Origin of the sequence: Pseudomonas sp. UYEF17 (assembly GCF_040546125.1) — a bacterium.
GTDB lineage: Bacteria > Pseudomonadota > Gammaproteobacteria > Pseudomonadales > Pseudomonadaceae > Aquipseudomonas > Aquipseudomonas putida_Z.
In genome coordinates this window covers 445,179-456,635 of the sequence record NZ_JBEPNE010000003.1, presented here as the reverse complement: position 1 = coordinate 456,635, position 11,457 = coordinate 445,179, and the positions used below count along the sequence as shown (strand labels likewise).

Below are 11,457 nucleotides of genomic sequence, written 5' to 3'. Positions count from 1 at the left end.
TCGCGATGGGCCGCAAAGCGGCCCCAGATTCCAGGATCAGACGCGGAACTGGCTGACCAACGTCTGCAACTGCCCACCCAACCGCGCCAGCTCCACGCTGGACGCCGCCGTCTCGTCACTGGCCGCCGCCGTCTGCTCCGACACATCGCGCACATTCAGGATGCTGCGGCTGATCTCCTCCGCCACCGCACTCTGCTGTTCCGCCGCTGCGGCAATCTGCTGGTTCATCGACTGGATGCTCGACACCGTACTGGTGATGCTCTCCAGCGAAGCCCCGGCCTTGCGCGCCAGCTCGACGCTGCTGTCGGTCAGGGTACGGCTGCCTTGCATGGCCGTAGCCACTTGCTGGGTCCCATGCTGCAGGCTGGCGATCAGCTCTTCGATCTCTTCGGTGGATTTCTGCGTGCGCTGGGCCAGGCCGCGCACTTCATCGGCAACCACGGCAAAACCACGGCCGGCCTCGCCGGCACGCGCCGCCTCGATCGCTGCGTTAAGTGCAAGCAGGTTGGTCTGTTCGGCCACCGACTTGATCACGTCCATCACGCTGCCGATCTTCTGGCTTTCCTGCTGCAGCAAGTTCATGGCTTCGGTGGAGCGGTGCATGTCCTCGGCCAGGCGTTCGATCTGGCCAATTGCTTCGCCCACCACGCGGTCGCCGGCACGGGCTTCGTCATCGGCACCGGTGGCGGCATGCGAGGCCTGTTCGGCATTGCGCGCCACTTCCTGAACGGTAGCGGCCATTTCGTGCATGGCGGTGGCCACCTGGTCGGTCTCGACCTTCTGGCTGTTGGCGCCGGCGCTGGTCTGCTCGGTCACCGCCGACAATTCCTCGGCAGCGCTGGCGATCTGGGTGACGCCGTCGCGGATGCCGCTGATCAGCTCGCGCAAAGTGGTGCCCATGCGGGCGATGCCTTGTTGCAGCACGCCCAGTTCGTCGCGGCGGGTGACGCGCAGGTGCTGGGTAAGGTCGCCGCTGGCGATCTTTTCCACTGCCACCATGGTGTCGCGCAGCGGGCGGGTGATCTGCCGGGTGATCAGCACTGCCGCCAGCACGCCGACCAGCAGCGCCAGCAGCGTGGCAATGGCCTGCAGGCTGCGAGCCTGGGTGCTTTCGATGTCGCGGCGCTGCAGCTGGATCTGGTACAGAGCGTCGCTGCGCTTGACGATGTCGGCGCCCTGCACGGTCATTTCGGCGCGCGCAGTGGTGATGTTGGCGACCGCATCGCGGAACTGGCGCACGGCGTCACGGTAGGCCAGCACCGAGCCTTCGAACTGTTGCAGGCGTGTGTCTTCGGCCGGCAGCTGGCGCTTGAGATTGTCGATTTCGGCCAGGGCGGCGTCCAGCTGGCGCAGGGCGGCCTGCTCGTTGGCAGCGCTGTTTTCGGCAATGTAGCCGCGTACGTCGATGCGCACCTGCAGCAGTTGCTGGCGGGCCTTGCTGACCAGCTGGTACTGGGCCAGGCGCACGCTGTCGGCTTCGGGGCGCGCCATGACTTCCTGGCTGAGGGCGTCCATGGCCTGGTCGGCGCGGCTGGCTGAACCGTCCATGGCCGTGCGCGCGGTGCGGGTGGCGTCGTAGCCCTGGCGCATCTTGTTCAGCGACACCTTGTAGGCGCTGATGGTCTCGCCCAGTTCACCCAGCAGCTTGATGTTTTCCGGGCTCTTGAAGGTGCTGGCCAGGTAGGCCTGCTGCTTGCTGAAGGCGTCCAGCTTGGTCTGGGTGTTGGCGGCGGCGGCATCGTCGCCGTTGGCGATCATGTACTGCAGGCGGGCAATGCGCAGGTCGGTCAGGTCCTTGTTGAGCTGGCCGATATCACCCATCCAGTTGCTGCGGTCGATCAGGCTGCCCAGGCTGGTCCAGCCGGTCAGGGCCAGCAGGCCGGTGAGGATCAGTACCAGGCCGAAGCCCAGGCCGAGTTTGAGGTTGACGCTGATGTTGGCGAACCAGCTGTTCATGCACGCTCTCCAGAAGTTGTTTTCGCTCGCTTGATCTTCGATCGCCAGGCGTTGTTGTTCTGGATGCCCGCTGATTCGTGCAGGGGTTATCGGCAGTGATGGAGGAAGCTGAAACGCTTTTTCAGCAGATTTGTAACTGGCTTGATTGGGGCTGCTCTGCAGCCCTTCGCGGGCATGCCCGCTCCCACAGGGATAGCGCCAACTTCAAGGGCAGCGATTTACCTGTGGGAGCGGGCGTGCCCGCGAAGCAGGCGACGCGGTGGATGGCACCGGCTTTGCCGGTGTTCGCGGCTAAAGCCGCTCCTACAGGGATCGCGTCGGTTTTGGAAGCTATTCAAAGGTTGCGCGCGCTGAAGGTATCGCAGCGGTTCACTTCGCCCTCGGCAAACCCGGCCTTGAACCAGCGCACCCGCTGCGCCGAGGTGCCGTGGGTGAACGAGTCTGGTACCACGCGCCCGCGGCCTTGCTGCTGCAGGCGGTCATCGCCAATGGCATTGGCCGCGTTCAGTGCCTCTTCGACGTCGCCCGGTTCCAGCCAGTTCAGGCGCTTCTGCGCCTGGTAGGCCCATACCCCGGCCAGGCAGTCGGCCTGCAGCTCCTGGCGCACCAGCAGGCCATTGTCGCCTTCCATGCGCTGGCCACTACGACGCGCGGCATCGACCTTGGCCGACACGCCCAGCAGGGTCTGTACGTGATGGCCGATTTCGTGGGCGATCACGTAGGCCTGGGCAAAGTCGCCGGCTGCTGCGAAGCGGGTTTCCATTTCGCGGAAGAACGACATGTCCAGGTAGACCCGTTGGTCTGCCGGGCAGTAGAACGGCCCCACCGCCGCCGAGGCAAAGCCACAGGCCGAATTGACCTGGCCGCTGAACAGCACCAGCTTGGGGTCGCGGTACTGCTTGCCGCCCTCGGCGAACAGGGCTTTCCAGGTGTCTTCGGTGTCGCCCAGGATCGAGGCGACGAACTCGGCCTGCTGGTCGTTGGCCGGCGGGGCCTTGCCGCCCGCGCTGCTGGGTGCCTGCTGTTGTTGCTGCTCCATCTGGCCGGCGAGCTGGCCAAGAATCTGCAACGGGTCCTGGCCGGTGAGCCAGCCGATGCCGACAATCAGCAGCACCGCACCAAGCCCCAGCCCCTTGCCGCCGCCGAAACGCATGCCGCCGCCACCACCTTCGCCTCGGGCATCGACCACATTGTCGCTGCGTCGGCCTTTTCGCCAATCCATGAATGCTCTCCGGAGCGTGAAACAAGAAGACAAAGATTAGTCCACGACGGCGACGAGTGTCAGGCCAAGGTGCTTATGCATAACCAAATGGTTATGTTTGATGTGGCTGATTTCAATATTCATTGCACGCTACCTGCCTGAAACTGCATGTGGGAGCGGGCTTGCCCGCGACAGGGTTTCAAAGAACCCCCCGCGCATTTCCATAATTCCAAGAGAGGAAACCGGCATGCCCGCCCAGGACAACAGCCGCTTCGTGATCCGTGATCGCAACTGGCACCCGAAAGCCCTTACGCCTGACTACAAGACGTCCATTGCCCGCTCGCCGCGCCAGGCACTGGTCAGCATCCCGCAGTCGATCAGCGAAACCACCGGCCCGGACTTTTCCCACCTGGGCTTCGGCGCCCATGACCATGACCTGCTGCTGAACTTCAACAACGGCGGCTTGCCGATCGGCGAGCGCATCATCGTCGCCGGCCGTGTCGTCGACCAGTACGGCAAGCCTGTGCCGAATACCCTGGTGGAAATGTGGCAGGCCAATGCCGGCGGCCGCTACCGTCACAAGAACGACCGCTACCTGGCGCCGCTGGACCCGAACTTCGGTGGCGTCGGCCGTTGCCTGACCGACCGTGATGGCTACTACAGCTTCCGCACCATCAAGCCGGGCCCGTACCCATGGCGCAACGGCCCGAACGACTGGCGCCCGGCGCACATCCACTTCGCCATCAGCGGCCCGTCGATCGCCACCAAGCTGATCACCCAGCTGTACTTCGAGGGTGACCCGCTGATCCCGATGTGCCCGATCGTCAAGTCGATCGCCAACCCGCAAGCCGTGCAGCAGTTGATCGCCAAGCTCGACATGAGCAACGCCAACCCGATGGACTGCCTGGCCTACCGCTTCGACATCGTGCTGCGCGGCCAGCGCAAGACCCACTTCGAAAACTGCTGAGGACCCCGCCATGCCAATCGAACTGCTGCCGGAAACCCCTTCGCAGACCGCCGGCCCCTACGTGCACATCGGCCTGGCCCTGGAAGCGGCCGGCAACCCGACCCGCGACCAGGAAATCTGGAACCGCCTGGCCAAGCCGGACGCGCCGGGCGAGCACATCCTGCTGATCGGCCAGGTGTATGACGGTAACGGCCACCTGGTGCGCGATTCGTTCCTGGAAGTGTGGCAAGCCGATGCCAACGGCGAGTACCAGGATGCCTACAATCTGGAAAACGCTTTCAACAGCTTCGGCCGCACCGCCACCACCTTCGATGCCGGTGAGTGGACCCTGCACACGGTCAAGCCGGGTGTGGTGAACAACGCTGCGGGCGTGCCGATGGCGCCGCACATCAACATCAGCCTGTTTGCCCGGGGGATCAACATCCACCTGCACACGCGGCTGTATTTCGATGACGAGGCCGAGGCCAATGCCAAGTGCCCGGTGCTCAACCTGATCGAGCAGCCGCAGCGGCGCGAGACCCTGGTGGCCAAGCGTTGCGAGGTGGACGGGAAGACGGCGTATCGCTTCGATATCCGTATTCAGGGGGAAGGGGAGACGGTGTTCTTCGACTTCTGAGTCGGGCCTCGGGGGCTGCAAAGCAGCCCCGGCGATCTGAAGGTCAGCGCCGAACCAGCAAAACCCCACTCTCCATATGGTGGGTATACGGGAACTGGTCAAATAACGCACACCGCTCGATGCGGTGGGTGTCCTGCAACTGGGCAATGTTCGCCGCCAGCGTCTCCGGGTTGCACGAGATGTACAGGATCCGCTCGAAACGCCGGGTCAGCTCGCAGGTATCCGGGTCCATCCCCGCCCGCGGCGGGTCGACGAACACCGTACCGAACTCGTAGCTCTTCAGGTCGATGCCTTCCAGCCGGCGGAACGGCCGTACCTCATTCAGTGCCTGGGTCAGCTCTTCTGCCGACAGGCGCACCAGCCGCACGTTATCCACAGCGTTCTCGTCGAGGTTGCTCAGCGCGGCATTGACCGAGGTCTTGCTGATTTCCGTGGCCAGCACCTGGCGCACGCGGGTGGCCAGCGGCAGGGTGAAGTTGCCGTTGCCGCAGTACAGCTCCAGCAGGTCGTCGTCGCGCTCGCCGATGGCCTCGAAGGCCCAGCTCAGCATCTTCTGGTTCACCGCGCCGTTGGGCTGGGTGAACGCGCCTTCCGGCTGGCGGTAGCTGAACACACGGCCAGCGACGTCGAGTTTTTCCACCGCGTAGTCACGGCCGATGACCAGGCGCTTGCCCTTGGAGCGGCCGATGATGCTCACGCCCAGGTCTTCGGCCAGCTGCCGTGCGGCCGTTTCCCACGCCGCGTCCAACGGGCGGTGGTAGCACAGGGTGACCATGGCATCGCCGGCCAGGGTGGTGAGGAACTCCACCTGGAACAGGCGGTTGCCCAGTTCCTCGCTGGCCTGCCAGGCCGCCTTCAGGCGTGGCATCAGTGCATTGATGCGCTGGCTGGCGATGGGGAAATCGTCGATCAGGATCGCCTTGTGCTTCTCGCCCGGGGCGAACATGGCGTAGTGGCGCTGGCCATCCTCGCGCCACAGGCGGAATTCGGCGCGCAGGCGGTAATGCTCGCGTGGCGAGTCGAAAACAGCCGGCTCCGGCGCGCCGAACGGCGCCAGCAGCTCGCGCAGCCGGGCCACCTTGGCGTCCAGCTGGGTGGTGTAGGAGGAGGGGTCGAAAGCAGCACTCATGCGTTGAACCAGCCCAGCTTGATGACGAACAGGATGGAAAGGATCACCAGGGCCGGGTTCAGGTCGCGGTGGCGGCCGGAGATCAGCTTGACGGCGGTCCAGGAAATGAAGCCGAAGGCGATGCCGTTGGCGATCGAGTAGGTCAGCGGCATGGCCAGGGCGGTCACTACCACCGGTGCGGCTTCGGTGACGTCGTCCCAGTTTATTTCTGCCAGGCCCGAGGCCATCAGCACCGCGACGAACAGCAGCGCCGGGGCGGTGGCGAAGGCCGGCACGCTACCGGCCAGCGGGGCGAAGAACAGCGCCAGCAGGAACAGCACGGCGACCACGATGGCGGTCAGGCCGGTGCGGCCACCGGCGCTCACGCCGGCGGCGGATTCGATGTAGCTGGTGGTGGTCGAGGTGCCCAGCAGGGAGCCGGCCATGGCTGCGGTACTGTCGGCGATCAGGGCACGGCCCATCTTCGGCATGTGGCCGTCCTTGCCCATCAGCCCGGCGCGCTTGGCCACGCCGATCAGGGTGCCGGAGTTGTCGAACAGGTCGACGAACAGGAAGGCGAAGATCACGCTGACCAGGCCCACGTCCAGCGCGCCGGCGATGTCCAGCTGCAGGAAGGTCGGGGCCAGCGATGGCGGCATCGAGACCACGCCGCCGAAGGGCGTCACGCCCATCAGGATCGAGGCGATGGTGACGGCGAGAATGCCGATCAGCACGGCGCCGCGCACTTTCAGCGACTCGAGGCCGACGATCAGGAAGAAGCCCAGGGTGGCGAGGATCGGTGCCGGCTGCTTGAGGTCGCCCAGGCCCACCAGGGTGGCTGGGTTATCGACGACGATGCCTGCGTTATGCAGGGCGATCAATGCCAGGAACAGGCCGATACCCGCGGCAATGGCCGAACGCAGCGGCAGCGGGATGCTGTTCACGATCCATTCGCGGATGCGGAAGATCGACAGCAGGAAGAACATCACCGCCGACAGGAACACCGCACCCAGTGCCACCTGCCAGGTGTGGCCCATGTGCAGGACCACGGTGTAGGTGAAGAACGCGTTCAGGCCCATGCCCGGCGCCAGGGCGATCGGGTAGTTGGCGATCAGGCCCATGGTCACCGAGCCGATGGCCGCGGCCAGGCAGGTGGCGACGAAGATCGCGCCCTTGTCCATGCCGGTCTCGCCGAGGATGCTCGGGTTGACGAACAGGATGTAGGCCATGGCCAGGAAGGTGGTGACGCCCGCGAGAATCTCGGTGCGCACATTGGTGTTGTGTGCTTTTAGTTGAAACAGCCTTTCCAGCATGCCCGCTCCCCAAGGCGCCCCCGGCGCCATGAATGTATCGACCCCATCAGCAAAGCACAGACCGTACCGGTTGCCGTGGTTTTGTGTGGGGCGGAAAAAAGCCGCGCATCATACCAGCATGCTTGGCGGGGGCCTATGGCCGTTGGGGAATGGTAATTTTTTCCCTGTGCCGGCCTATTCGCGGGTGAACCCGCTCCCACAGGTACTCCACCAGATCTGAAGGCAGCGCGGTCCTTGTGGGAGCGGGTTTACCCGCGAAAGGGCCGGTATAGGCTACAGATCAACCATTATGCAACCGGTCCCGCTTGGCCAGTGTCGGGAACAGCTTTATCCACACCCCGGTCACCACCAAAGTGCCCACCCCACCCAGCACCACCGCCGGCACTGTGCCAAACCAGTGCGCGGTCACCCCCGATTCGAACTCGCCGAGCTGATTCGAGGCACCAATGAACAAGCCGTTCACCGCGCTCACCCGCCCGCGCATTTCATCCGGCGTCTCCAGCTGCACGAAGGCGCCGCGGATAACCATGCTGATCATGTCTGCCGCGCCCAGCACCACCAGCACTGCCAGCGAGAACCAGAACGAGGTCGACAGGCCGAAGGCGATGGTCGCCACGCCGAACACGCCCACTGCCGTGAACATGGTCCGCCCCACGTTGCGCTCGAACGGGAAGCGCGCCAGCCACAGCGACATCAGCAACGCCCCCACCGCCGGCGCCGAGCGCAGCAGGCCGAGGCCCAGCGGGCCGGTCAGCAGGATGTCCTTGGCGAACACCGGCAGCAGCGCGGTGGCCCCGCCCAGCAGTACGGCGAACAGGTCCAGCGAGATGGCGCCGAGGATGTCGGGCCGGCTGCGAATGAAGCGGATGCCGGCCAGCAGCGATTCGATGCTGGCGCGCCCGCGCTGGGCCACTTGGCCGCGCGCCTGCAGGCTCAGGGTCAGCATACAGGCGATGGCGTACAGGGCCACGGTGGGGCCGTATACCCAGATGCTGCCGAAGGCATACAGGAAACCGCCCACCGCCGGCGCCACAATGGTTGCCGACTGGGTGGCCGAGGCCGAAGCCGCCACCGCGCGTGGGAACAGCCCGGCCGGTACCACGTTGGGCAGCAGCGCCTGGGTCGCCGGCATTTCGAACGAACGCGTGGCACCGAGCAGGAAGGCGAGGGCGAAGATCAGCTCGCGGGTGACGTTGTCGGTGGCACTGCCCAGCGCCAGTGCCAGGGCTATCAGCCCCTGCAGGCTCTGGCACAGCGCAGCGACCTTGCGCCGGTCATAGCGGTCGGCGACATGCCCGGTGTGGAGCATGAACAGCACCCGTGGGGCGAACTCGACCAGGCCGACCAGGCCCAGGTCCAGCACATTGCCGGTCAATTGGTAGAGGTGCCAGCCAATGGCCACGGTGAGCATCTGGAAGCCGCTGGCGGTGAACACGCGGGCCAGCCAGAAGGCCAGGAAAGGGCGGTGGTGACGCAACAACTGCGGTGCGGAATCGGACATCGGAAACCAGGGGCCTCGGCGCAGTAGAGGGGTGCGCAGCGTATCATCTGTTTGTAACAAACGGTTACTGTTTGCCGGGGTCGGCACTTTTTCACGCGTCATGAAAGGGGGTGGGGCAACCGGTCACGCGGCAATCAACCACACGGCCCGGCGGGCCATTCAGGACTATGCTTCCTAGCAATCGTTGATCTGGGTCAATCGTTCCAGATGTAACGATCGGGCCCTTGGGCCGAAATCCCTGCGATCGAACAGAACAATTCCAACGCGCCGCACTCGACTACCGTGGGGGCAGTGGGCGACGGGGCCAGCGGCCCGGACGCCGGATTATCTGAAGAGGAAGCACCATGTTCGGAATAGAGGCCTTAGAGCTCGCCCGAATGCAGTTTGCCTTTACCGTGTCGTTCCATATCCTGTTCCCGGCCATCACCATTGGCCTGGCGAGCTACCTGGCAGTCCTCGAAGGCCTCTGGCTGCGGACCAACAACCAGGTCTACCGTGACCTTTATCACTTCTGGTCGAAAATCTTCGCCGTCAACTTCGGCATGGGGGTGGTTTCCGGCCTGGTCATGGCCTACCAGTTCGGTACCAACTGGAGCCGCTTCTCCGACTTCGCCGGCGCCATTACCGGTCCGCTGCTCACCTACGAGGTGCTGACCGCGTTCTTCCTCGAGGCTGGCTTCCTGGGGGTCATGCTGTTTGGCTGGAACCGCGTCGGCCGTGGACTGCACTTCTTCTCCACGGTGATGGTGGCGCTCGGCACCCTGGTCTCGACCTTCTGGATCCTTGCCTCCAACAGTTGGATGCAGACCCCGCAAGGCCACGAGATCATCGATGGCCGGGTGGTGCCGGTGGACTGGCTGGCGGTGGTATTCAACCCCTCGTTCCCCTACCGCCTGATGCACATGGCCACGGCCGCATTCGTTGCCACCGCGTTCTTCGTCGGTGCCTCGGCGGCCTGGCACCTGCTGCGCGGGCGTGACAACCCGGCGGTGCGCAAGATGCTGTCGATGGCCATGTGGATGGCGCTGATCGTCGCCCCGATCCAGGCGGTGATCGGTGACTTCCATGGCCTCAACACGCTCAAGCACCAGCCGGTGAAAATCGCCGCGATCGAAGGCCACTGGGAGAACGTGCCCGGTGAGCCGACCCCGCTGATCTTGTTCGGCATTCCCGACATGCAGGCCGAAACCACCCGCTTCAAGCTCGAGATCCCGGCGCTCGGCAGCCTGATCCTGACCCACAGCCTGGACAAGCAGGTGCCGGCGATGAAGGAGTTCCCGCCCGAAGACCGGCCCAACTCGACCATCGTCTTCTGGTCGTTCCGGATCATGGTCGGGCTGGGCTTCCTGATGATCTTCGTCGGCCTGTGGAGCCTCTGGCTGCGCAAGCGCGGCACGCTCTACACCTCGCGGCCGTTCCTGTACCTGGCCCTGTGGATGGGACCTTCCGGGCTGATCGCGCTGCTGGCCGGCTGGTTCACCACCGAAATCGGCCGCCAGCCCTGGGTGGTGTATGGCCTGATGCGCACGGCAGACGGTGTGTCCAACCACAGTTACGCCCAGCTCGGCTTCACCCTGGTGGCCTTCGTGGTGGTGTACTTCGCCCTGTTCGGCACTGGCCTTGGCTACATGATGCGCCTGGTGCGCAAAGGGCCGCAGACCGGTGAGGGTGACGAGCACAAACCTGGTGGCCCTGGCACCAAACGCACGCCGGCGCGGCCGCTGTCCGCCGCCGATGATGGCCGAGAGGCCAACTCCGCCAGCCTGAGCAAGGGGAACTGAGCCATGGGTATCGACCTTTCGCTGATCTGGGCCGTGATCATCATCTTCGGCGTCATGATGTACGTGGTGATGGATGGTTTCGACCTGGGGATCGGCATGCTCTTCCCGTTCGTCAAGGGCGAGCAGGACCGAGATGTGATGATGAACACCGTCGCCCCCGTGTGGGACGGTAACGAGACCTGGCTGGTGCTGGGCGGTGCCGGGCTGTTCGGGGCGTTCCCGATGGCTTACTCGGTAGTGCTGGAGGCCCTTTACCTGCCATTGATCCTGATGCTGATCGGCCTGATCTTCCGCGGCGTGGCCTTCGAGTTCCGCTTCAAGGCCAAGGCCGACAAGCGCCACATCTGGGACAAGGCGTTCATCTGGGGTTCGTTGATCGCCACTTTCTTCCAGGGCGTGGCGCTGGGTGCCTTCCTCGAAGGCTTCAAGGTGGTCGACCGGCATTTCGCCGGTGGCACCCTTGACTGGCTGACCCCGTTCAGCCTGTTCTGTGGCCTGGGGCTGATCGTTGCCTACACCCTGCTGGGCTGCACCTGGCTGATCATGAAGACCGAAGGGTCGCTGCAGCAGAAGATGCACGACATCGCCCGGCCGCTGGCGCTGGTGCTGCTGGTAGTGATCGGCATCGTCAGCCTGTGGACACCGATCGCCTACCCGCAGATCGCCGACCGCTGGTTCAGCATGCCTAACCTGGTCTGGTTCATGCCGGTGCCGATCCTGGTGCTGGTGACCTTCTACGGGTTGCTCAAGGCGGTGGCGCGCAATGCGCACTACACGCCGTTCCTGCTGACGTTGGTGCTGATCTTCCTCGGTTACAGCGGCCTGGGCATCAGCCTGTGGCCGAACATCATCCCGCCGTCGATCTCGATCTGGGATGCCGCGGCACCACCGCAGAGCCAGGGCTTCATGCTGGTGGGCACACTGTTCATCCTGCCGTTCATCCTCATGTATACCTTCTGGAGCTACTACGTGTTCCGCGGCAAGGTGACCCATGAAGACGGCTATCACTAGGAG

9 protein-coding genes and 1 pseudogene are annotated in these 11,457 nt (G+C 64.6%); 4 read left to right on the top strand and 6 right to left on the bottom strand.

The annotated features are described in order from the left end of the window. Positions 1 to 36: 36 nt before the first annotated feature. From ABIB24_RS26805 to ypfJ, 3 genes and pseudogenes are all read right to left on the bottom strand, one after another. A complete protein-coding gene (locus ABIB24_RS26805; protein ID WP_414058112.1) occupies positions 37 to 900 on the bottom strand; it encodes a methyl-accepting chemotaxis protein in 864 nt (287 codons plus the stop codon). Then, positions 892 to 1,821 (bottom strand): annotated as a pseudogene (locus ABIB24_RS26800) (methyl-accepting chemotaxis protein); the annotation flags it as partial. The gene ABIB24_RS26805 and the pseudogene ABIB24_RS26800, both read right to left, overlap by 9 nt. 469 nt (positions 1,822 to 2,290) lie before the next feature. Beyond that, positions 2,291 to 3,178, bottom strand: coding sequence for a KPN_02809 family neutral zinc metallopeptidase (ypfJ, locus tag ABIB24_RS07455; protein WP_025340648.1), 888 nt, complete (start codon positions 3,176 to 3,178; stop codon positions 2,291 to 2,293). A gap of 226 nt (positions 3,179 to 3,404) precedes the next feature. On the opposite strand from ypfJ, the gene pcaH reads away from it, so the two are divergent. After that, on the top strand, positions 3,405 to 4,124 hold the full coding sequence (gene pcaH / locus ABIB24_RS07450) for a protocatechuate 3,4-dioxygenase subunit beta (RefSeq protein WP_003251597.1): 720 nt from the start codon (positions 3,405 to 3,407) through the stop codon (positions 4,122 to 4,124). Positions 4,125 to 4,134: 10 nt separating this feature from the next. Continuing rightward, positions 4,135 to 4,740: a protocatechuate 3,4-dioxygenase subunit alpha gene (gene pcaG, locus ABIB24_RS07445; protein ID WP_015271805.1), complete on the top strand. Its 606-nt coding sequence runs from the start codon at positions 4,135 to 4,137 to the stop codon at positions 4,738 to 4,740. 43 nt (positions 4,741 to 4,783) lie between these two features. On the opposite strand, the gene trmA is transcribed toward pcaG, so the two are convergent. The 3 genes from trmA to ABIB24_RS07430 all read right to left on the bottom strand — a co-directional run bounded on the left by trmA (position 4,784) and on the right by ABIB24_RS07430 (position 8,662). After that, positions 4,784 to 5,869: a tRNA (uridine(54)-C5)-methyltransferase TrmA gene (gene trmA / locus ABIB24_RS07440; RefSeq protein WP_354316254.1), complete on the bottom strand. Its 1,086-nt coding sequence runs from the start codon at positions 5,867 to 5,869 to the stop codon at positions 4,784 to 4,786. Then, positions 5,866 to 7,161: an NCS2 family permease gene (locus tag ABIB24_RS07435; RefSeq protein ID WP_015271803.1), complete on the bottom strand. Its 1,296-nt coding sequence runs from the start codon at positions 7,159 to 7,161 to the stop codon at positions 5,866 to 5,868. Before ABIB24_RS07435 ends, trmA begins: the two co-directional genes overlap by 4 nt. A 280-nt stretch (positions 7,162 to 7,441) precedes the next feature. Beyond that, the gene (locus ABIB24_RS07430; RefSeq protein ID WP_137162414.1) at positions 7,442 to 8,662 is read right to left on the bottom strand and encodes an MFS transporter; all 1,221 of its coding nucleotides are present in this window, start codon (positions 8,660 to 8,662) and stop codon (positions 7,442 to 7,444) included. Positions 8,663 to 9,006: 344 nt separating this feature from the next. Between ABIB24_RS07430 and ABIB24_RS07425 the strand changes: the two genes are divergently transcribed. Continuing rightward, positions 9,007 to 10,443, top strand: coding sequence for a cytochrome ubiquinol oxidase subunit I (locus ABIB24_RS07425; RefSeq protein WP_025340645.1), 1,437 nt, complete (start codon positions 9,007 to 9,009; stop codon positions 10,441 to 10,443). 3 nt (positions 10,444 to 10,446) lie between these two features. Further along, positions 10,447 to 11,454: a cytochrome d ubiquinol oxidase subunit II gene (gene cydB, locus ABIB24_RS07420; RefSeq protein ID WP_025340644.1), complete on the top strand. Its 1,008-nt coding sequence runs from the start codon at positions 10,447 to 10,449 to the stop codon at positions 11,452 to 11,454. Positions 11,455 to 11,457 lie beyond the last annotated feature (3 nt).

Excerpts from the sequence above, each read along its gene's own strand:
- ypfJ (WP_025340648.1), bottom strand. The coding sequence starts at position 3,178 with ATGGATTGGCGAAAAGGCCGACGCAGCGACAATGTGGTCGATGCCCGA.
- trmA (WP_354316254.1), bottom strand. The coding sequence starts at position 5,869 with ATGAGTGCTGCTTTCGACCCCTCCTCCTACACCACCCAGCTGGACGCC.
- cydB (WP_025340644.1), top strand. The coding sequence starts at position 10,447 with ATGGGTATCGACCTTTCGCTGATCTGGGCCGTGATCATCATCTTCGGC.
- pcaG (WP_015271805.1), top strand. The coding sequence starts at position 4,135 with ATGCCAATCGAACTGCTGCCGGAAACCCCTTCGCAGACCGCCGGCCCC.
- ABIB24_RS07435 (WP_015271803.1), bottom strand. The coding sequence starts at position 7,161 with ATGCTGGAAAGGCTGTTTCAACTAAAAGCACACAACACCAATGTGCGC.
- ABIB24_RS07425 (WP_025340645.1), top strand. The coding sequence starts at position 9,007 with ATGTTCGGAATAGAGGCCTTAGAGCTCGCCCGAATGCAGTTTGCCTTT.
- pcaH (WP_003251597.1), top strand. The coding sequence starts at position 3,405 with ATGCCCGCCCAGGACAACAGCCGCTTCGTGATCCGTGATCGCAACTGG.
- ABIB24_RS26805 (WP_414058112.1), bottom strand. The coding sequence starts at position 900 with ATGGGCACCACTTTGCGCGAGCTGATCAGCGGCATCCGCGACGGCGTC.
- ABIB24_RS07430 (WP_137162414.1), bottom strand. The coding sequence starts at position 8,662 with ATGTCCGATTCCGCACCGCAGTTGTTGCGTCACCACCGCCCTTTCCTG.